This is a genomic window from Microbacterium gawkjiense (assembly GCF_031932225.1).
GTDB lineage: Bacteria > Actinomycetota > Actinomycetes > Actinomycetales > Microbacteriaceae > Microbacterium > Microbacterium gawkjiense.
Genome location: NZ_JAUZVV010000002.1, coordinates 510,431 through 530,815 on the forward strand (window position 1 = coordinate 510,431; position 20,385 = coordinate 530,815).

Annotated in this window: 20 protein-coding genes; 4 read left to right on the plus strand and 16 right to left on the minus strand. The window is 70.5% G+C overall.

Annotated features, from left to right (window positions below; all coding sequences use genetic code 11):
* Positions 1-37 precede the first annotated feature (37 nt).
* The 3 genes from ftsY to smc form a co-directional block, all read right to left on the minus strand.
* Positions 38-910 carry a signal recognition particle-docking protein FtsY gene (gene ftsY, locus Q9S71_RS10620; protein WP_064001951.1) on the minus strand — a complete coding sequence of 291 codons (873 nt, stop codon included), beginning with the start codon at positions 908-910 and terminating at the stop codon, positions 38-40.
* A gap of 22 nt (positions 911-932) precedes the next feature.
* On the minus strand, positions 933-1,289 hold the full coding sequence (locus tag Q9S71_RS10625) for an excalibur calcium-binding domain-containing protein (protein ID WP_311862280.1): 357 nt from the start codon (positions 1,287-1,289) through the stop codon (positions 933-935).
* Positions 1,290-1,363: 74 nt separating this feature from the next.
* On the minus strand, positions 1,364-4,870 hold the full coding sequence (gene smc / locus Q9S71_RS10630) for a chromosome segregation protein SMC (RefSeq protein ID WP_311862281.1): 3,507 nt from the start codon (positions 4,868-4,870) through the stop codon (positions 1,364-1,366).
* Between the two features lie 416 nt (positions 4,871-5,286).
* On the opposite strand from smc, the gene Q9S71_RS10635 reads away from it, so the two are divergent.
* Both Q9S71_RS10635 and Q9S71_RS10640 read left to right on the plus strand, forming a co-directional pair.
* On the plus strand, positions 5,287-5,544 hold the full coding sequence (locus tag Q9S71_RS10635; RefSeq protein ID WP_311862282.1) for a hypothetical protein: 258 nt from the start codon (positions 5,287-5,289) through the stop codon (positions 5,542-5,544).
* Positions 5,545-5,601: 57 nt separating this feature from the next.
* Positions 5,602-6,693: a GNAT family N-acetyltransferase gene (locus tag Q9S71_RS10640; RefSeq protein WP_311862284.1), complete on the plus strand. Its 1,092-nt coding sequence runs from the start codon at positions 5,602-5,604 to the stop codon at positions 6,691-6,693.
* Here the strand turns inward: Q9S71_RS10640 and mutM are convergent, their stop codons facing one another.
* Genes mutM through Q9S71_RS10670 form a run of 6 tightly spaced genes read right to left on the minus strand, consistent with a single transcriptional unit; the run spans position 6,694 to position 11,814 of the window.
* The gene (mutM, locus tag Q9S71_RS10645) at positions 6,694-7,596 is read right to left on the minus strand and encodes a bifunctional DNA-formamidopyrimidine glycosylase/DNA-(apurinic or apyrimidinic site) lyase (protein WP_311862285.1); all 903 of its coding nucleotides are present in this window, start codon (positions 7,594-7,596) and stop codon (positions 6,694-6,696) included.
* A 5-nt stretch (positions 7,597-7,601) separates the two neighbouring features.
* Positions 7,602-8,294: a ribonuclease III gene (gene rnc, locus Q9S71_RS10650; RefSeq protein WP_311862286.1), complete on the minus strand. Its 693-nt coding sequence runs from the start codon at positions 8,292-8,294 to the stop codon at positions 7,602-7,604.
* Between the two features lie 10 nt (positions 8,295-8,304).
* Positions 8,305-8,514 carry a 50S ribosomal protein L32 gene (gene rpmF / locus Q9S71_RS10655; RefSeq protein ID WP_018188062.1) on the minus strand — a complete coding sequence of 70 codons (210 nt, stop codon included), beginning with the start codon at positions 8,512-8,514 and terminating at the stop codon, positions 8,305-8,307.
* 2 nt (positions 8,515-8,516) lie between these two features.
* Positions 8,517-9,074 (minus strand): YceD family protein, encoded by a 558-nt coding sequence (locus tag Q9S71_RS10660; RefSeq protein WP_311863247.1) that lies wholly within the window; start codon positions 9,072-9,074, stop codon positions 8,517-8,519.
* Between the two features lie 56 nt (positions 9,075-9,130).
* Complete coding sequence (gene coaD / locus Q9S71_RS10665) at positions 9,131-9,628, minus strand: pantetheine-phosphate adenylyltransferase (RefSeq protein WP_217532052.1); 498 nt, start codon at positions 9,626-9,628, stop codon at positions 9,131-9,133.
* Between the two features lie 38 nt (positions 9,629-9,666).
* Positions 9,667-11,814 (minus strand): ATP-dependent DNA helicase RecG, encoded by a 2,148-nt coding sequence (locus Q9S71_RS10670; protein WP_311862287.1) that lies wholly within the window; start codon positions 11,812-11,814, stop codon positions 9,667-9,669.
* Between the two features lie 44 nt (positions 11,815-11,858).
* On the opposite strand from Q9S71_RS10670, the gene rsmD reads away from it, so the two are divergent.
* On the plus strand, positions 11,859-12,446 hold the full coding sequence (rsmD, locus tag Q9S71_RS10675) for a 16S rRNA (guanine(966)-N(2))-methyltransferase RsmD (protein ID WP_311862288.1): 588 nt from the start codon (positions 11,859-11,861) through the stop codon (positions 12,444-12,446).
* Here the strand turns inward: rsmD and thiL are convergent.
* A complete protein-coding gene (gene thiL / locus Q9S71_RS10680) occupies positions 12,416-13,387 on the minus strand; it encodes a thiamine-phosphate kinase (protein WP_311862290.1) in 972 nt (323 codons plus the stop codon). The genes rsmD and thiL overlap by 31 nt on opposite strands.
* A 22-nt stretch (positions 13,388-13,409) precedes the next feature.
* Here thiL and Q9S71_RS10685 point away from each other — a divergent pair, with 22 nt between their 5' ends.
* The gene (locus tag Q9S71_RS10685) at positions 13,410-13,886 is read left to right on the plus strand and encodes a DUF3515 family protein (RefSeq protein ID WP_311862291.1); all 477 of its coding nucleotides are present in this window, start codon (positions 13,410-13,412) and stop codon (positions 13,884-13,886) included.
* A gap of 6 nt (positions 13,887-13,892) precedes the next feature.
* On the opposite strand, the gene Q9S71_RS10690 is transcribed toward Q9S71_RS10685, so the two are convergent.
* The 6 genes from Q9S71_RS10690 to leuC form a co-directional block, all read right to left on the minus strand.
* The gene (locus Q9S71_RS10690) at positions 13,893-14,972 is read right to left on the minus strand and encodes a D-alanine--D-alanine ligase family protein (RefSeq protein ID WP_311862292.1); all 1,080 of its coding nucleotides are present in this window, start codon (positions 14,970-14,972) and stop codon (positions 13,893-13,895) included.
* The gene (locus tag Q9S71_RS10695; RefSeq protein ID WP_311862294.1) at positions 14,878-16,020 is read right to left on the minus strand and encodes an NAD(P)H-dependent glycerol-3-phosphate dehydrogenase; all 1,143 of its coding nucleotides are present in this window, start codon (positions 16,018-16,020) and stop codon (positions 14,878-14,880) included. Before Q9S71_RS10695 ends, Q9S71_RS10690 begins: the two co-directional genes overlap by 95 nt.
* Positions 16,010-16,780, minus strand: coding sequence for a lysophospholipid acyltransferase family protein (locus Q9S71_RS10700; RefSeq protein ID WP_311862296.1), 771 nt, complete (start codon positions 16,778-16,780; stop codon positions 16,010-16,012). The genes Q9S71_RS10695 and Q9S71_RS10700 overlap by 11 nt, the downstream gene beginning before the upstream one ends.
* A complete protein-coding gene (gene murA / locus Q9S71_RS10705; RefSeq protein WP_311862297.1) occupies positions 16,777-18,141 on the minus strand; it encodes a UDP-N-acetylglucosamine 1-carboxyvinyltransferase in 1,365 nt (454 codons plus the stop codon). The genes Q9S71_RS10700 and murA overlap by 4 nt, the downstream gene beginning before the upstream one ends.
* Positions 18,142-18,206: 65 nt before the next feature.
* Positions 18,207-18,803, minus strand: a complete 597-nt coding sequence (leuD, locus tag Q9S71_RS10710; RefSeq protein ID WP_311862299.1) for a 3-isopropylmalate dehydratase small subunit — start codon at positions 18,801-18,803, stop codon at positions 18,207-18,209.
* Position 18,804: 1 nt separating this feature from the next.
* A complete protein-coding gene (gene leuC / locus Q9S71_RS10715; protein WP_311862300.1) occupies positions 18,805-20,247 on the minus strand; it encodes a 3-isopropylmalate dehydratase large subunit in 1,443 nt (480 codons plus the stop codon).
* Positions 20,248-20,385: the final 138 nt, after the last annotated feature.

Sequence of the window (20,385 nt, forward strand, 5' to 3'; positions counted from 1 at the left end):
TGAAACCAGCCTTGACGGTCGCGCGCGACCGCCTGGGTCAATCGACGAGGGCGGATGCGAAGACGTGGGGCGTGAAACCGGTCAGATCGCCGATCCCCTCACCCTGACCGAGGAGCTTGACCGGGATGCCGGTGCGCTCCTGGACCGCGAGCACGAACCCGCCGCGGGCCGAGCCGTCGAGCTTCGTCAGGACGAGCCCCGTCACTCCGGCGTGCTCGAGGAACGCCTCGGCCTGCATGACCCCGTTCTGGCCGGTGGTGGCATCGAGCACGAGGAGGACCTCACTGATGGGCGCCTGCTTCTCGATGACCCGGCGGATCTTGGTCAACTCGTCCATGAGGCCGCCCTTGGTGTGCAGGCGGCCGGCCGTGTCCACGAGGACGATCTCGGTCCCGGTGCGGATCGCGTGCTCGATCGTCTGGAAGGCGACGGATGCCGGGTCCTGCCCCTCGTGCTGCGGGCGGACTATCGCTGCTCCCCCGCGCTCGGCCCACGTCGCGAGCTGATCCACCGCGGCCGCGCGGAAAGTGTCGGCCGCGCCCACCACCACCGTCCGTCCGAAGCGCTTGAGGTAGCTCGCGAACTTCCCGATCGTCGTCGTCTTGCCGACCCCGTTGACCCCGACCACGAGCACCACCGCGGGGCGCTCCGTCAGCCGGAGGGTCGTGTCGAACTTCGCGAAGTGCTCCTCGAGCGTCTCGCGCAGCATCCGTTGCAGGTCCTTGGGATCCGTCGTGCGATACCGCTCGACCTTCTCGCGAAGCTCGTCGACGATGCGTTCGGTGATATCGGGCCCGAAGTCGGCGGTGAGCAGCGCGGTCTCGAGGTCCTCCCAAGTGTTCTCATCGATCGTCGGCTTGACGAACATGCCGCGCAGCGCGCGACCGAGGGACCAGGAGCTCTCCGCCATGCACCCAGGCTAGTTGACCGCGTCAGCGCTTCTCGCAGGCGATGCCGTCCTTGTCGCGGTCCATCTTCTTGTTGGCGTTGTAGAGCGCCGTCGAGACATAGGGCTTGACCTTGAACGGCTTCTTCTTGCCGCTGACCGTGTTGTGGGTCACCCCCGCCCGGGCGACACCGCCCTTGTAGGTCTTGTTGAGCGCCGTGCAGTTCTTGAAGGTCTTGATCGGCGACTTCGCGGCCGGGACGATCGCCCGCACCTGTGACGCCGCGGCCGTCGGCGCGGCCGCGGCCGCCGTCATCGTCACCGGCGCTGCGACGAGCGCCGCCGCCAGCATCGTCGCCACCGCACTCCGCCGCAGCGTTCCCGCGTGCACCGAAATCCTCATCCCCACCCCTTGTCTGGTGTCAGCGACGACGACACCGTCCCCGCTGGGCACACGCTAGCGCACACTCGCTGCGCTCAGACGCCCGCCCGCTCGCGCACGCGCTGTCCCACGACGGCGGAGACGCCGTCCTGACGCATCGACACGCCGTATAGGGCGTCCGCGATCTCCATCGTCCGCTTCTGATGCGTGATGACGATCAGCTGACTCGATTCGCGCAGCTGCTCGAACACGCCGAGCAGACGACCGAGATTCGCATCGTCGAGGGCGGCCTCGACCTCGTCGAGGATGTAAAAGGGACTCGGCCGCGCCTTGAAGATCGCCGTCAGGAGCGCGACCGCCGCGAGGGACCTCTCCCCACCCGAGAGGAGCGACAGCCGCTCGATCTTCTTGCCTACGGGTCGGACGGCGACGTCGATCCCGGTTGTGAGCGGGTTGTCGGGGTCGGTGAGCGAGATGGAGCCCGTGCCCCCGGGGAAGAGGATCGGGAACACCTCCCCGAAGGCGACCTTGGTGTCCTCGAAGGCCGCGAGGAAGATCGTCTGCATCCGCTCGTCGAGCTCCTCGATGATCGTGAGCAGATCCGTCCGGGTGCGGACGAGGTCGTCGAGCTGCTCGGTGAGGAATGCGTGACGCTGCTCGAGCGCGGCGAACTCCTCCAGGGCAAGAGGATTCACGCGACCCAACTGCGCCAGCTTGCGCTCCGCATCCTGCAATCGGCGCATCTGCGCCGAGCGGTCGAACGGCGACGCCTCGCCCTCCTCCGCTCCCGGGACGGGGGCGTCGGGACCATATTCCGCGAGGAGAATATCCTCGGAGAGGCCGAGCTCGGACTGCACCCGGTCGAGGAGGCTCTGCACATGCAGCCGCTTCTCGTGCATCTGCAATTCGAGGCCGTGCACCGACTCGGTGAGGCGATTCAGCCTCTCGCGGGCCGCCGCATCCTCCTTCCGAAGCTCGGCCAACTCGGCCGTCAGCGCCGTCCGCGTCTGCTCCGCGCGTTCCAGCTCGACCCGCGCCTGCGCCGTCGACCGGTCGATCGAGTCGAGGACGGGCGGCAGCGCACCGACGACCTCGGATGCGATCGCCCGCTGCGCGCGTCGGATCACGGCTCGACGGGCGGCCGCCTCGGCGGCTGCGCGCTCCTTCTCGCGTTGACGTTCGAGTTGCACCACGCGGCTCTCGGCGGCACGCACCCGTTCCCGGAGCGTTTCGACGTCGAGGCGTGTGTCCATCTCGCGCGCCCGAGCCGACTCGAGCGCATCGAGCAGACCGTCCCGGGCGGACGCATCCAGGATCGGACGCGGCATCTCCTCGGCGGCGCTGAAGGCCTCCGTCGCGGCCCGTGCCGCGTTCTCGGCATCCCGAGCCGCCGACTCGGCCTGAGCGAGGCCGGCGCGTAGCCGGTCGCACTCGGCCACCGCGGATTCCAGACGCACGGTCGCACGGTTGAGCTGTTCCGCGTGGGCCGCGAGAGCGGAGTCGTGCTCGCGCAGCGCGGCGAGGGCGTCACGGGTACGCTGGCGCGCCGTATCCCAGGCAGCCTGCGCGTCGGTCAGCGCTTCACGCAGGGTATCCGCGACCACCGTCACCTCGTCGAGACGGACACGGGCCGCGTCGCGCTCGGCGGCGAGCTCGAGACGTGAGCGCGACTGCCCGGAACCGGCACGGACCGTGCTCGGCGTCACGGTCTCGCCCGCGCGCGTCACCACCACGACCCTCTCCCCCGCGTCGGCGGCCGACATCGCGGCAGCGTGGGCCGCATCCAGATCCTCCGCGATCGCGACACCCGCGAGCACGGCGCGGAGGCCCGCCGGCGCCTCGACGACATCGACCGCCCACGTCACCCCCGCTCCGAGGGGCGTCCTGCGAGGAGCCGCAGGACCGTCGGCCAAGGCGACGTCGATCGAACCCAGATCGTGCTCGCGCACCGTCGCGATGACCGCGCGTGCGGCCTCGAAGTCGTCGACGAGGACCCCCTCGGCGAGGGCGCCGAGTGCCGCGGCGATCGCCGCTTCATAGCCGGCCGAGACGCGGATCGCATCGCTGACGATGCCACGGATGCCGTCGCCACCCCGATCGACGACCGCCGCGGCGGCGTTGCGGATGTCGAGGGCGCGGCCGAGGGCCGCCGTCTCCGCGAGCAGCGACTCGCGCTCCCGCTCCGCCGCGTGCAACCGGTCGCGTATCGACCCCACCTCGGATTCGGCTTCGGATGCCTCTCGCTGCGCGCGTTCGTACGCGGCCGAGTATTCCCCGGCGGCGTCCGCGGGGCCCTCGGTCGCCGGTTCGATCGCCGCCAGCGCGCCTTCGGCGTCGGCGCGACGCTCCTCGGCTGCATCGAGGGCGCGCTGCTGCCTCTCCACCGCCAGCCGAAGCGCCTCCGCCTTCGACCCGGCTGCCTCGGCTCGTCCTCTCAGTGAGGCGAGCCGCATGTCGTGCTCGGAGACCAGCGCACTCTGCGCGGCGATGTCGGTGTCGAGCGCATCGAGCTCGGCGCGCGCCCGGATGACGTCGCGCGCGGCGGCGGCGGCGGCATCCTGCGCGGCACCGAGACCCGACGCGATCTCGTCGATCTCCCGACGTGCGTCGTCGATGACGGCCTGGGTGACGGTGGTCCCGGTGTCCGGCTGGTCGCCGTCGTCGTCGAGCAGCGACAGTCGCTGGCCGGCGAGCGAGTACAGCCCGCGCAGCCGCTCCTGGACACGGCCGAGTTCGAACGTGACGGCGCGCGCCCGATCGACCGCCTCGGCGCGCTGATCGTTCTCGAGCTCGTCGATGCGGCGACGCAAGCCGTCAGCGCGGTCCTGCAGGACCAGCCGCTCGGCGTGACGCTCGTGCTCGGCTCGGGCGTGATCCGCCAGCTCCGCTCGGAGGCGCGACATCTCATCGGCGTAGAGGCGCGCCTTCGCGTCGCGCACGACCGCGGCGATCGTGGCCGCCTCGCGCGCGACCTCGGCCTGCTTGCCGAGCGGCTTCAACTGACGCCGCAGCTCGCCGGCCAGGTCGCTCAGCCGCGTGAGGTTCGCCTCCATCGCCTCGAGCTTGCGGAGCGTCTTCTCCTTGCGGCGACGGTGCTTGAGGATGCCGGCGGCCTCCTCGATGAAGCCGCGCCGATCCTCGGGACTCGCCTGCAGCACGGTGTCGAGTCGCCCCTGACCCACGATGACGTGCATCTCACGCCCGAGCCCGGAATCGCTCAGCAACTCCTGGACGTCGAGGAGCCGACAGGTCTCGCCGTTGATCGCGTACTCGCTCGACCCGTTGCGGAACAGGGTCCGGCTGATCGTGACCTCGCTGTACTCGATCGGCAGCGCGCCGTCTGCGTTGTCGATCGTCAGCTGCACCTCCGCGCGACCGAGGGGACCCCGCGTCGCGGTGCCGGCGAAGATGACGTCCTCCATCTTGCCGCCGCGGAGGGTCTTCGCCCCCTGCTCGCCCATCACCCAGGCGAGGGCGTCGACGACGTTCGACTTGCCCGATCCGTTGGGACCGACGATGCACGTGACGCCGGGCTCGAGGGCGAAGGTCGTCGGCTGCGCGAAGGATTTGAACCCCTTGAGCGTCACGCTCTTCAGGTGCATGCGGGTCCTCCGGGTCGTCGTCCCGTCCACGCTAGCGGACGAATCCCGTTTCCCACTTGACGCCGCGCGCGGGCCGGGTCTAGTGTCAGTGCTCGCGTCAGAAGTCTGAGAAAGGAGGTCCCCTGACATGATCATCGAAATGACACCCACCGGAATCGCGTCCACCGCGTTCCCGTGCGCGCTGGGGACCGTCTCCTTCGACGCCGCGGTGGCAGACCGCATCCGTTCCGGCCACTGACAGCCGTCCCGGATCCCGTCCTCGGACGGTGAACTCTCCCACGCCCTGAGGGCGGACTCCGTCCGTCCCCTCCCGGATGCCGGGCCTCTGTGCCCGTGCGTCCCCCCGTCCTCTCGTGCTGCGGCACGATCCTCCGCCGCGCTCCGCGGCATCCATCCCTTCCGAAATGAGATCACTCATGTCCACCCTCACCGCGCCGCAGCGCACTTCGGCGGTCCTCGCCGCGCTGCAGCATCCCACCTCGACGGGCACCTCCGCCCGTCAGACGTTCCTCGACCGGATCGCCCTGCGACTGGCCGTCGCGCTGCTCCTGTGGAGCACGCGCCCCGGCCCCGATCGCGAGGCCCTCCATGCCCGCCGTGCCCAGCGTCTCGCTCGCGAGGCGCGGGAAGCCGAGTGGGAACGCCGTCGTGCGCTCCTCGCTCCGCGTCGATGACACCCCGGGGGCCGCGACCCGCTCGCGGCCCCCTCACCTCTCAGAGAAGAGTCCCTCATGACCACGTCAGTCCCCTTCGAACTGCGCCCCCTCGTCGTACCGGCCAGCGTCGATGCCTCGGATGCCGCCGATTTCGTCGCCATGGTCGACGTCCGGAACGAGATCTACCGCGAGATCAGCGACAACGACGATGAAGCCGTGACACCGGCCCAACTGCTCCCCCACTTCCAACCCGACCCGGACAACGACAAGCGCAGCTGGATCGTTCTGGTCGAGGACCAGGTGGTGGGGCGCGTCATCGTCGACCTCCCCGCTGAGGAGGGGTCGCAGGTCGCCTACTGGACCGTCGAACTCCTCGAGCGGGTCCAGGGCAGGGGCATCGGCGGTGCGCTTCACGCCGTCGTCGAGGGCACCGCCCGTGACGCGGGACGCACCGTCCTGCAGGCATGGGCCGAGCATCCCGAGCCCGACGCCGGTGCGACCTCGGAACGGCTCGCCGCTCCGACGGGCTACGGGGAGATCCCGCTGGACCGTCCTGCGCGCTACTTCCGACGCCACGGGTACACGCTCGAACAGGTCGACCGGAAGAGCGTGCTCGAGATCGAACCCGCACTTCCGAGCGTGCGAGACCTCCTCGCCGATGCCCGATCGCATGCCGACGGTTACCGCGTGGAGCAGTGGATGCTCCCGACTCCCGAGGCCTACCGCGAGAGCTTCGCCTGGGCGAAGTCCCGGATGTCGACGGACGCCCCGGCGGCGGGGCTCGAGATCGACGAGGAGACCTGGGACGTCGAGCGCCTCGCGCGCCACGACGCCCGCTTCGTCGACGGCGGACAGACGGTGCTCGTCACGGTGGCCGTCCATGAGGCGACCGGCACGGTCGTCGCGTTCAACGAGCTCTGCTCCGGCGTCGACCCGACCGCGGCGACGCAGCAGATGGACACCCTTGTGCTCCGTGAGCATCGGGGGCATCGCCTCGGGCAGCTGGTGAAGTGCGCGGGCATCCTCCGGTGGCGCGAGGTCATGCCCCGGTCCTCCCGCATCGTCACCTGGAACGCCGAGGAGAACCGTCCGATGCTCAGCATCAACGAGACGATCGGCTTCGAGCCGGCGGCGTACATCGGCGCCTGGAAGAAGGTCCTCGACTGATCAGCGTCGCTGACACCGCGGGCAGTAGTGACTCGATCGGTTGGTGAAGCTCACCCGCACGATCGGCGTGCCGCAGCGCGGGCAGGGCTGACCCGTCCGCCCGTAGGCGTTCAGGGAATGGGCGAAGTATCCCGCCTGTCCGTTGACGTTCACGTACTGCGCGTCGAAGCTCGTCCCGCCCTCGGCGAGGGCCCGGTCCAGCACGGCCCGGACCTCGCCGAGCAGGCGGGTGACTGCGCGCGTCGGGAGCTCGTTCGCGGGGCGTTCCGGATGCAGCCGCGCGGCCCATAGCGCCTCGTCGGCGTAGATGTTCCCGATTCCGCTGACGACGGTCTGATCGAGCAGTGCACGCTTCACTGCGGAGCGCGTCCGCCCGAGCGCGGTCCGGAACGCGCGATCGTCGAACGCGGGGTCCAGCGGATCCCGTGCGATGTGCGCCACCTGCGTGGGGACGAGCGGGATGTCGCTCCCCCGTCCTGCCGCGGCACCGTCGGGAGTGCGCTCGAGCCGATCGATCGCCAGGGAGCCGAAGGTCCGCTGGTCCACGAAGACCATCGCAATCTCACCGTGGGTCGGATGCCGCACATCGAAGCGGATCCGCTCGTGGCGGAGTGTCGGTGTGCCGGGCTCGCGCAGCAGCATCTGCCCGCTCATCCCGAGGTGACCGACGATGGCCTCGATCGGTTCCGCACCGGCATCCGCTAGCGGCATCCAGAGGAACTTGCCGCGGCGGACCACGGCGTCGACGCGCCGACCCGTCAGCCGCGCTTCGAAGTCGCGTGCGTCGCCCGGGTGACGGGTGAGGGAGCGGGCGTCCAGAACGGTGACGGCGTCGAGGCGAGCGCCGGCGAGGGCGGGGACGAGACCGGCGCGCACGACCTCGACTTCGGGCAGTTCGGGCACGGGACTCAGGCCCGCGCGGAGAGTTCGCGCCAGACCGAGAGCGCTGCCGCCATCTCAGCCTGCTTCTTGCTCGAACCGCCGCCGGTCCGCGCGACCTCGCCGACGGCCACCGTCGCCGTGAACACCCGGTGGTGATCGGGTCCCGCCGCCTCGACGCTGTACGTCGGTGCCGCATAGCCCAGGCGTGCGGCGAGTTCCTGCAGGCTCGTCTTCGGGTCCATCGCGGCGCCGTACCGCTCGGGATCCGCCATCAACGGGGACACCAGTCGCAGGACGAGAGCGGTCGCCGCTTCGATCCCGGCGGACAGGTAGGCGGCCCCGATGAGCGCCTCGGTGGTGTCGGCGAGGATCGAATCCTTGTCGCGCCCGCCTGTCTGGTCCTCGCCCCGGCCTAGCCGCAGGTGGGCACCGAGGCCCATGCCGCGGGCGACCTCCGCGAGAGCGACGGTCGAGACGACGCTCGCCCGCCGCTTGGCGAGGGATCCCTCATCCAGGTCGGGGTGCGTCCGATAGAGGTGGACGGTGACGGCCATGCCGAGGATCGAGTCGCCGAGGAACTCGAGACGCTCGTTGTGCGCGATACCGCCGTGCTCGTACGCGTACGAACGATGGGTCAACGCAAGCGACACAAGCTCGGGGTCGATCTCGACCCCGAGCTTGTGTGTGAGCACCGAGTGATCGGTGGCGGCGTCCGTCACGACGCGACGATCAGATGTCGGCGACCTTGCGGCCCTTGTACTCGAGGAACAGCTCCGTGCCCTGCGAGTCGGTGACGACCTTCGCCTGGTGGGGACGGCTGTAGACGACCTTGCCGTTCTCGATGGTCTTGACGAGCGTGGGGGCCTCGGCCTTCCACTGCGCGCGGCGCGAACGGGTGTTGGAGCGGGAGACCTTCCGCTTCGGGGGGTTACCTGCCATGGTCAGCTCTTCTCTGTGTCGTCGGCGTCGGGGCGCGTGGCCTCGTCGTCGTGGTCTGGGGTTCGGGCCGACAAGGCGGCCAGCGCATTCCAGCGCGGGTCGATCTGAGTCTCCGGGACCGGTGCTCCGGTCAGCCTCTCGCCCGTGGACGGATCTAGTCCGGGGCAATCCGGCTGACACACCGGCTGGAACGGAAGCGACAGGACGATCGCATCCCTGACAGGAGTTTCAAGATCCACGTGGTCGTCTTGAACCTCGAAGTCAGTCGCTTCATCCCCAGAATACCCGAAGAGCTCCTGAAACTCGACTTCGAGGGGGTGTGTCAGGTCCACGAGGCAACGGCTGCACTGGCCGTCGTAGGTCGTGGCGATCTCGGCGGTGACCAGGATGCCCTCGTGCACCGACTCGAGACGGACGTCGACCTCGACCTCTTCCCCGGCGCGGACGAACGCGAGGCCCTCTCCCCATTTCTCCGGAGCGGGGACCCGCAGTTCGAACTCGCGCATCTCACCGGGAGCCCGGACGATGTCGCGGACGGGGAGGACGAACGGACCGCTCACACGCTTTCTGACCACGGTCGTCCATCGTACGCGTGCGCGGACGCCGGCGGGCCGGATCAGGCGGGGTGGGCTCCCGTGTCGAGGAATCGCGCGACCGGAGCCGGGACGAACGGGGACACGTCACCGCCGAGCGAGGCCACCTGGCGCACGAGCGAGCTCGAGACGAGCGCGTGCGCGGGATCGGGCAGCAGGAACACGGTCTCCACGTGGGCGAGGTGGCGGTTCACGATCGCCATGGGCGTCTCGTAGGCGACATCCACCTGCGAACGGATCCCCTTCACGAGCACCCCCGCGTCCACGTCCGTCGCGTAATCGACGAGCAGCCCGACGCTCCATGCCGCCACAACGACATCACCCTCGATGTCGCTCTCGGCGATGGACTGCTCGAGCAGCGTCAGTCGCTGCGCGATCGGGAGCATCGCCTCTTTCCCCGGGTTGTGGACCACGAGGACGTGCAGCTGGTCGTAGAGGGCGGCCGCGCGTCGGATCACATCGAGGTGGCCGAGCGTCGGCGGGTCGAAGGAGCCGGGCACGACGGCGATCCGGTTGTTCATATCGACGAGCCTAACGATGCGACACGACGTGGAGCGGGTCAGTTCTTCGCGAGGGCGGCGCGCTCGCGGTGACTCACGCGCCCGGAGATGGCCGCAGCGAGGCCCGGGTGGCGATCCAAGGCCGGGTCCTCCGCGAGAAGACGCTCGGCCTCGGCGCGGGCGGTGGCGATCAGATCTGCATCCGCCACGACACGCAGCAGTCGCAGGGACGAGCGGACGCCCGACTGCGCATCGCCCAGCACGTCCCCCTCGCCCCGCAGGTCGAGGTCGACCTCGGCGAGTTCGAAACCGTCCGTCGTCGCCGCGACCGCCTCCACGCGAGCGCGGGCCGGGGTGTAGGGATCGGCCTCGGTGACGAGGATGCAGAGCCCGGGGACCGCACCGCGGCCGACGCGACCGCGGAGCTGGTGCAGCTGGGACACCCCGAAGCGGTCGGCTTCGAGGATGACCATGGTGGACGCGTTGGGGACGTCGACGCCGACCTCGACCACGGTGGTCGCGACGAGCACGTCGATGTTGCCGCGGGCGAACGCCTGCATCACGGCATCCTTCTCATCGGCGGGCATCTTGCCGTGCAGCATCTGGACGCGGATGTCGCGGTAGTCCGGGTGGCTCTCGAGGAGCGCCTCCGCCTGCAGGACGCCCCAGCGGGTGCGGCCGGGCTCGGCCTCCTCGACGGGTTCGTCCTCGTCGGTCTCGGTCGACGCGTCGATCGCAGGACACACGACGAAGGCCTGCCGTCCGAGCCGCACCTCCTCGGCCACGCGCTCCCAGACGCGCGCGAACCAGCCCGGCTTCTCCCCCACCGGCGCGACGAAGGTCGAGATGCCCGCCCGGCCGCCCGGCATCGTCCGGATCGTCGAGACGTCGAGGTCGCCGAACACCGTCATCGCGACGGTGCGAGGGATGGGCGTCGCCGTGAGCACGAGGACGTGCGGCGAACTCCCCTTCGCACGGAGGGTCTCGCGCTGATCGACGCCGAACCGGTGCTGCTCGTCGACGACGACGAGACCCAGGTCGGCGAACGTGGTCGACTCGCTGAGGAGCGCGTGCGTCCCGACGACGATGCGCGCCTGGCCCGACGCGACCCGCAGGGCGGCGCGACGGCGTTCCGCGGCGGGTTGCTGACCCGTGAGGAGTGTCGGCATCAGTTCCGGTGCGAGCGCGGGTCCGAGCATGCGGGCCATCGAGCGGACGTGCTGCGCCGCCAGCACCTCGGTGGGGGCGATGAGCGCGGACTGGCCGCCCGACTGGGCGACCTGGAGCATGGCGCGGAGCGCGACGAGCGTCTTGCCGGAGCCGACCTCCCCCTGCACGAGCCGGTTCATCGGCCACTCGCCGACGAGGTCCGCCGCGATGCGGTCGCCCACTGTGAGCTGATCGGGGGTGCGCTCGAAGGGCAGCGCGGCATCGAAACGCTCGAGGAGGTCGCCCGCAGGGCGCGCGGTCGCCGACATCATGCGCACGAACTGCCGCTGCTGCAGGAGCGCCGCCTGCAGGACGAACGCCTCGTGCATCCGCAGGGTCTCGCGCGCCGGACCGATCTGGTCGAAGGACTCCGGTGCGTGCATGCGCACGAGCGCCGTCCGGGCATCGAGCAGGCCCTGCGCGGCGCGGAAGGCATCGGGGAGAGGTTCGGGCACCTCGCCGAGCCCGGTCAGCACCTGGTCGACGCAGCGTTTGACCTGCCAGCTGGAGAACGTGCTCGCGGCCGGGTAGATCGGGATGGGGACGTTGTGCCATGCCTCGGCGCTCAGCCGGGCCGTGCCCTCGTCGTCGAAGAGCTCGTAGTCGGGATGCGTCAGCTGCTTCTGCCCCCGGTACTCCCCCACCTTGCCCGAGAAGATCCCCTGGCGCCCGGCACGCAGGTCCTTCACCCGCCACGACTGCCCGAAGAACGTCAGGGACATCCTGCCGTTGCCGTCGCCGATCAGGACCTCGACGATCTCGCCGCGCCGACCGCGCATCTGCCGTGTCGTCGCCGAGAGCACCTCGGCGACGATCGTCACCAGCTCGCCGACCGGGAGTTGGGCGATCGGTGTCAACTGGCCGCGGCTCGCGAAGCGTCGCGGGTAGTGCGCCATCAGGTCGCCCACCGTGGTCATCTGGAACGCTCGACGCAGCCCCTTCGCCAGGGTGTCGCCGACCGCCTCGGCGAGCGGTGTGGCGAGCGAGTACGACGGCATGCCTCGAGTCTAGGAGCGGGCGCGGACGCCGCTATCGTGGCGGGGTGACGAGGATCATCGCGGGAGACGCCGGCTCACTGCCCTTGGTCGTGCCGAGCGCCGGCACGCGGCCGACGAGCGAGCGCGTGCGCGAGTCGCTCTTCGGCGCCCTCGACGCCGGCGACCTGCTCGCGGGGGCAGCCGTGCTCGACCTGTACGCGGGGTCGGGAGCGCTGGGTCTCGAGGCGGTGAGCCGCGGGGCCGCGTCGGCGGACCTCGTCGAGCGCGCGCCGCGCGCGGCATCCGTCATCGACCGCAACGTCCGCGCCGTGGGGCCCAGCCTCCCGGGGCGCCGGCTGACCGTGCACCGGTCCGCCGCCGACACGTTCCTGCGGGCCGGCGGACCCGCGTTCGACCTCGTGTTCGTCGACCCGCCCTACGACATGACGGATGCCGAGGTCTCGGCGACGCTCGGGCTGCTCGTGCCGCGGCTCACCCCCGCCGCGACGGTCGTCGTCGAACGCGCGACGCGCTCCGGCGAACCGCTCCTGCCCGACGGTCTCGTCGTCGACCGCAGCAAGAAGTACGGCGACACGACGCTGTGGTGGCTCGCTCGCTCGGGTCAGCCGAGCACCGCATCCCAGTCCGAATAGGGATCCCACCCGCCGCGGCCGTCCGGCGCGACGCCCCGGATCAGGACGGGCACCTCCCGCCGCTGCGCAACACGACCGATCACGGTGAAGCCGGCAGGCGCGGTGCCGGCCGGGAAGCACGCGAGCAGCGCGTGGTCCTCGCCGCCGGAGAGCGCGTCGTCCTCGAGGTCCGCCTCGATGAGGAGCGTCACCTCGGAGGCGTCCGCCAGTCGGGTCGCGTCGAGGACGAGGCCGTCCGAGACGTCCATGAGGGCGGTCGCGCCGGCCCGCGCGGCAGCGAGCCCCAGCCGCACCGGCGGCTGCGGCCGGAGCTGAGCCGAGAGGTCCCGCCGCTCCTGCTCGGTGAGGACAGCGAGGTCGACGGCGACCGGGCGTCCCTCGTCGTCGCGGAAGCGGGTGAACAGCAGGCGGAGGCCGCGGGCCGCCGCGCCGAGGCCGCCCGCGACGGCGACGTCGTCACCCGGCCGCGCTCCGGAGCGGAGCACGGGCGAGACGCCGTCCAGGACGCCCAGGGCGGTGACGGCGACGGTGAGGGTGTCGGACACAGTCAGGTCCCCGCCCTCGACGGCGCACCCGGGTGCCAGCTCGTCGAGCGCGTCGCGGAACCCTGTCGCGAGGTCGTCGACGAAGGCGGCCGGGAGGGAGTCCGGCAGGGCCAGGGCGACGAGCAGAGCCGTGGGACGCGCGCCCATCGCGGCGACGTCGGCGAGGTTGACGGCGGCGGCCTTGTATCCGAGGTCCCGCGGCGACGTCCACGCCAATCGGAAGTCGGGACCGTGGACGAGGGTGTCGGTCGTCGCCACGACGCGGCCGCCCGGGACGGCCAGGACCGTGGCGTCGTCACCGGGGCCCACCTCGGCGCGCGAAAGCGGTCCGAGGACGCGCAGGATGCGGCGCAGCAGCTCCGCCTCGGAGACGTCGCGCACACGAAGCTCACCCATGGCTCCACGGTAGCCTGGAGCGATGCCCCGGACCCGCTCGACCGTCGCGCTCGCCATCCTCGTCGCCGGTGTCGCGGCACTGTCGGGGTGCTCGTCGACGGTGGCGGTCGAGGCCGCCCCTGGAGCCGACGACCCGCGCTGCGCGGAGGTCATGGTGCGGCTGCCCGACGACCTGGGCGACCAGCCGCGGCGCTGGACCGACGCGCAGTCGACCGCCGCCTGGGGCGACCCCACGACCGTGCAGCTCGCGTGCGGGGTCCCGCCCCTCGGTCCGTCGGAGCTTCCCTGCGTGACGGTCGACGGTGTCGACTGGGTCGTCGACGACTCGCGGGCACCGCTCTACCGCATCACGACCTACGGCCGCGAACCGGCGATCCAGCTCATCATCGACTACGACGAGGTCAGCTCGAGCGGTCCGGTGAGCGCCGTCAGCCGCCTCATCACGAAGCGGTTCGAGACCACGGGACAGTGCGTCGCGGCATCCGACGTCGTCCCCTGAGGCGGATCAGCGCGCCAATTCGATCAGCTCGGTGATGAGCTCGGGATAGCTCAGTCCGCTCTCGATCCAGCAGGTCGGGAACATCGAGATCGGCGTGAACCCCGGCATCGTGTTCACTTCGTTCACGAAGAACTCGGTGCCGGTGTAGAAGAAGTCGACCCGCGACAGTCCCTGCCCTCCGACCGCCTCGAACGCACGGGCGGCGATCCGCTGCATCTCGCGGAGTTCGCCGTCGTGGAGCTCCGCGGGGCAGACGAGGTCGATGCCGGGGGCGCCGAGGTACTTCGCCTCGAAGTCGTAGAAGTCCCGCCCGCTCACGACGATCTCGCCGGCGACGCTGACTCGCGGGTCGCCGCCGTCGCGCCCCTGCAGCACGCCGCACTCGATCTCGCGGCCGGTGACGGCCTGCTCGACGAGCACGCTCGAGTCCTCCGCGAAGGCGGTCTCGAGCGCGGCATCCAGTTCGTCCCAGTCGGAGACCTTGGACACCCCGACACTCGATCCCGCACGCGCGGGCTTGACGAACACCGGCAGTCCGAGGCCGCGGATGCGGCGACGCCAGAGGTCACCGTCGCGCTCGAGGACCGCCCGCGTCACCGTGACCCACGGGACGACGGGCACACCGGCCGCCTGAAGGATGCTCTTGGTGGTGTGCTTGTCCATGCCGATGGCGGACATCAGCAGGCCCGCACCGACGTACGGCAGGTCCAGGAGCTCGAGGAACCCCTGCACCGTGCCGTCCTCGCCGAAGCGGCCGTGCAGGATCGGGAAGACGACGTCGATGTCGCCCAGGGACTCGACGGTCCCGTCCGGGCGACGGACCGAGAGCTCGCGCTCGACGGTCGACTCCGGCCATACGATGCGGGTGCCGTTGTCGACGACCTCCGGCAGCCGATCGGCGTTCAGGGCGAACTTGTCGGGATCGTCGTCCTCGAGGACGTACGCACCCTCGCGGGTGATCCCGACCGGGATGACCCGGTAGCGCTCGCGGTCAATCGCGCGGAGGACGCCCCCCGCCGTGGCGGAACTGATCGAGTGCTCGCTGGAACGCCCGCCGAAGAGCAGAACCACTGCCGCCTGAACCATTCTGAGTCCTCTCCTCGGTGGGCTCGTCGTCATCCGTCGTGAGATGCGGTGCGATGTCGCGCGGATTCATCGTGCCGTCGAGGACCATCTTGACCTGCTCGACGATCGGCATGTGGACGCCGGCCTCGCGGGCCAACTGCAGCACCGGTGCCACCGACGCGAGCCCCTCGGCCGTCTGGTCCATCTGCTTGACGACCTCGGTGAAGCTGTACCCCTGGCCGAGCAGCCGGCCCGCCGTGTTGTTGCGGCTCAGCGGGGACTGGCACGTCGCGATGAGGTCACCGAGACCGGCGAGGCCCTGCAGGGTCTCGGGCTGCGCGCCCTGCGCGACGGCGAAGTCGGTCATCTCGACAAGACCGCGCGTGATGATCGACGCCTTGGTGTTCTCGCCGTAGCCGACCCCGTCGACGATGCCGATAGCGACGGCGATGAGGTTCTTCAGCACGCCGCCGAACTCGGTCCCGATGACGTCGGTGTTCACGAAGGTGCGGAAGTAGCGGTTACGCGAGATGCGGGCGACGGCTTCGGCGGTCTCCTGGCTCGACGAGGAGATGACGGCTGCCGTCGGCTGTTCGCGTGCGATCTCGAGGGCGAGGTTGGGTCCGGATGCCACGGCGATGCGCGCGGGATCGCAGTGGAGCTCCTGCTCGAGGACCTGACTCATCCGGAGCCCGGTCTTCTTCTCCACGCCCTTCATGAGCGACACGATCGGTGCGTCGTTCGTCGCGAGCAGAGGCCGGACGCCCTTCAGGTTCTGACGGAGCGCCTGACTCGAAATCGCGATGTAGACCTGCGTCGCACCGTCCAGCGCCTCGGCGAGGTGGTGGGTGGCCGACAGCCCGCGCGGCAGGTTGATGCCGGGCAGGTACTGCGAGTTGCGCTTGCCCTCGCGGATCTCGTGGGCGAGCTCGGCGCGGCGGGCCCACATGACGACGTCCGCGCCGCCGTCGGCGAGCACCTTGCCGAAGGTCGTCCCCCAGCTGCCGGAACCGAGCACGGCGACGCGGGGCGCCGGTGCCTCGCGGCGCGACGCTTCCCTAGGAGTCAAGGCGACCCGTCTCCTTCTGACCGTGCTGGGCCGGGTTCCACCGCTCGGCGGGAGGCTGGACGCCGCGCAGGCGTCCCAGCAGGATCGAGATGTCGCGCATGACGGCATCCGTCGCTGCAGCGAGCGTCCCCGGCGTCGTGTCGGTGAAGGCGGACAGGTCGACCGGCGGACCCAGCAGAACGCGGACGCGGCGACGCGGCGGCCACAGGCGCAGGCGACCGTACCGCGGCAGGATCTCCTGCACGCCCCACGTCGCCACGGGGATGACCGGCAGCGGTTCGGGCGCGGACAGCGCGAGCCGGACGGCGCCGGTCTTGCCGCGCATCGGCCACATGTCGGGGTCGCGCGTGAGCGACCCCTCCGGGTAGACGATGACGCCGCGCTGCGCCGCCACCAGGGCGTTCGACTGCGCGAGGGTCTGTTTCGCCGCGGCGGAGGTGGATGCCCGGGCCACCGGCACCATCCCCGTCGCCCGCAGCAGCCACCCGAGAACGGGAACGTGGAACAGGCTCTCCTTGGCCATGAAGCGCGGGGCACGGCCGAGCCGCCATGTCGCGACGGCGAGGATCACCGGATCGAACTCGCTGTAGTGGTTGGGCGCGAGGATGTAGGAGCCCTCGCGGGGAAGGTGTTCGCCACCCTCGATCTCGATCTTCGCGAACCAGCCGGTCGCGGGTACGACGATCATCGCCGCCGGCCAGAAGACGCTCGGGCGGGTCTTCTCCGGGGAGGCGCGGCGACGAGGAGCCACCGCGCTCACTCCGTGACGTCGAAGTCGGCGCCGAGATCGGTCAGCTTCTCGAGGAACTTCTCGTAGCCACGACGGATGATCCCGATGTTGCGCACGGTCGACTCGCCCTCGGCCGCCAGGGCGGCGATGACGTAGGAGTACCCGCCGCGGAGGTCGGGCACGACGACGTCGGCGCCGCGCAGCGGGGTCGGGCCGTTGATGACGGCCGCCTGCTCGAGCGCCCGACGCGGCACGCGGCGGGCGGAGCTCGCGATGCCGTCGGGGTGCACCACGATGTCGGCGCCCATCTGGACGAGGGCACGCGTGAAGCCGAGACGGTTCTCGTACACCGTCTCGTGGACGACGGACTCGCCCTCGGCCTGCGTGAGCGCCACGATCAGGGGCTGCTGCCAGTCGGTCATGAAGCCGGGGTGCACGTCGGTTTCGACCATGACGGGCTTCAGCGGGCCGCCGCGACGGAAGCGGATGCCGTCCTCGGCGATGTCGAAGTCGCCGCCCACCTTGCGGAAGACGTTGAGGAACGTCAGCATCTCCTGCTGCTTGGCTCCGCCGACGAAGATGTCGCCGTCGGTCGCGAGGGCGGCCGCCGCCCAGGACGCCGCCTCGTTCCGGTCGAAGATGCTGCGGTGGTCGTACCCGCGCAGCGACTCGACGCCCTCGATGAAGATGACCCGGTTGGGCTCGTAGGAGATGATCGCGCCCATCTTCTGGAGGACGGCGATCAGGTCCATGATCTCGGGCTCGATGGCGGCGTTGCGCAGCTCCGTCGTGCCCTTGGCGCGAACCGCGGTCAGGAGCACCTGCTCGGTCGCACCGACGCTCGGGTAGGGCAGCTCGATGTTCGCGCCGTGCAGGCCGTCGGGAGCCGAGAGGCGGATGCCGCTGGGCAGCTTGTCGACGATGGCACCGAATGAGCGGAGGGCGTCGAGGTGGAAGTCGATCGGACGGTCGCCGATGCGGCATCCGCCCAGGTCGGGGATGAAGGCCTGGCCGAGGAGGTGCAGCAGCGGACCGCAGAACAGGATCGGGATGCGGGAGGCCCCCGCGTGCGCGTCGATCTCCTCCATGTGCGCCGAGACGGCACCGCTCGGGTCGAGTCGGAGGACGCCGTCCTCCAGGTCCTCGACGCGGACGCCGTGGACCTCGAGGAGTGAGCGGACGACGTGGACGTCGCTGATGTCCGGCACGTCCCGGAGGATGCTCGCCGTCTCTCCCAGGAGGGCGGCGACCATCGCCTTCGTGGCGAGGTTCTTCGCCCCCTTCACCTCGACGCGGCCGCGCAGCGGTCGACCGCCGCGGATCCGGAGCGTCTGACCGGTGCTGCCGCCGCCGGCGGGAGTCGACGCGGAGTCGCTGAGAAGTGTGTTCATCGGTGGGACCTCATTACTGGTGTCGAGGAAGCGTGGTCGGCCCCGTTGTGCGGGGCGCGGGCCGATCAGCGGACGGGGAGCGTCCGCGGCCGCCACGCCTCGCGGCGCGCCTCGAACTGCGCGATCTTGTCTTCGCTGCGCAGGGTGAGCCCGATGTCGTCGAGCCCTTCGAGAAGCCGCCACCTAGTGTAATCGTCGATGTCGAACGGGGCCTGGACGTCGCCGACCTGCACCGTGCGTGTCTCGAGGTCGACGGTCACCTCGCGCCCCGGCTCCGCCTCGAGGGCCGCCCAGATCGCCTCGAGCACCTCCTCGGTGACCACACCAGTGACGAGTCCCTGCTTCCCGGCGTTGCCGCGGAAGATGTCGGCGAACTTGGTGCTCAGCACCACCTGGAAGCCGTAATCGCGGAGAGCCCACACAGCGTGCTCACGGCTCGACCCGGTGCCGAAGTCGGGTCCGGCGACGAGGACGGAGCCGTTCCGGTACGCGTCCTGATTGAGGATGAACGAGGGGTCCTGCCGCCAGTTGGCGAACAGGGCGTCGTCGAAGCCGGTCTTGGTGACGCGCTTCAGGTAGACGGCCGGGATGATCTGGTCGGTGTCGACCGCGGATCGCTTCAGCGGGACGCCGACACCGGTGTGGCGGGTGAACTTCTCCATGTCAGGCCTCCGTGAGTGCGAGTGCGTCGAGATCGCTCGGGCTCGCGAGGCGGCCGAGCACGGCGGTCGCGGCGGCGACCTGGGGCGAGACGAGGTGCGTGCGACCGCCCTTGCCCTGGCGTCCCTCGAAGTTGCGGTTGCTCGTCGAGGCGCACCGCTCCCCCGGGGCGAGCTGGTCGGGGTTCATCCCGAGGCACATCGAGCATCCGGCGAAACGCCACTCGGCGCCGAAGTCGGTGAAGACCTTGTCGAGCCCCTCCGCCTCGGCCTCCAGCCGGACGCGCGCCGAGCCGGGCACCACCATGACGCGGACCCCGTCCGCCTTGGTCCGGCCCCGGACGATCGACGCGAACTGGCGGAGATCCTCGATGCGGCTGTTCGTGCACGAGCCCATGAAGACGGCATCCACCTGCACGTCCTTCAGCGGGGTCCCGGGGGTCAGGTCCATGTACTCGAGGGCGCGCTCCGCGGCGGCGCGCTCGTTGGGATCGGTCATCTCGGCCGGATCGGGGACCACACCGCTCAGGGTCACGCCCTGACCCGGGTTGGTGCCCCAGGTGACGAACGGCTCGAGCTCGTCGGCGTCGAGGAAGACCTCCGCGTCGTACACGGCTCCCTCGTCGGACGGCAGGGTCCGCCAGTAGGCGACCGCCTCGTCCCAGTCCGCGCCCTGCGGTGCGTGCGGCTTGTCCTTGACGTAGGCGAACGTCGTCTCGTCGGGCGCGATCATCCCCGCGCGGGCGCCGGCCTCGATGGACATGTTGCACATCGTCATCCGGCCCTCCATCGAGAGCGAACGGATGGCGGAGCCGCGGAACTCGAGGACGTACCCCTGCCCGCCGTTGGCCCCGATCTTGGCGATGATCGCCAGGATGATGTCCTTCGCGCTGACCCCCGGCTTGAGGATGCCCTCGACGGTGATGGCCATCGTCTTGAAGGGCTTCAGCGGCAGGGTCTGGGTGGCCAGGACGTGCTCGACCTCGCTCGTGCCGATGCCGAACGCCATGGCGCCGAACGCACCGTGCGTCGAGGTGTGCGAGTCGCCGCACACGACGGTGATGCCCGGCATCGTCAGTCCCAGCTGCGGGCCGACGACGTGGACGATCCCCTGCTCCTTGTCGCCCAGGGAGTGCAGACGCACCCCGAACTCCTCGGCGTTGCGGCGCAGGGTCTCGATCTGGGTGCGGCTCGTGAGATCGGCGATCGGCTTGTCGATCTCGAGCGTCGGGGTGTTGTGGTCCTCGGTCGCGATCGTGAGGTCGAGGCGGCGCACCGGGCGACCTTCGGCGCGGAGACCGTCGAAGGCCTGCGGGCTGGTCACCTCGTGGACGAGGTGGAGGTCGATGTAGATGAGGTCGGGACTGCCGTCCTCACCCTTCACGACGAGGTGGTCGTCCCACACCTTCTCGGCGAGGGTCCGCGGACGGTCGGGAATCATGCTCATGGTGTCTCCTGATGTCGGATGGCGCCCGCGACAGCCTCCGCGACGAGAGAGGGCTCAGAGCGAGGTCTCGTCGCGGCCGATAAGGAGTCGAGCGGTCCGCACCGCGCCAGACTACCACCGGCCCGGACGGGGCGAGAC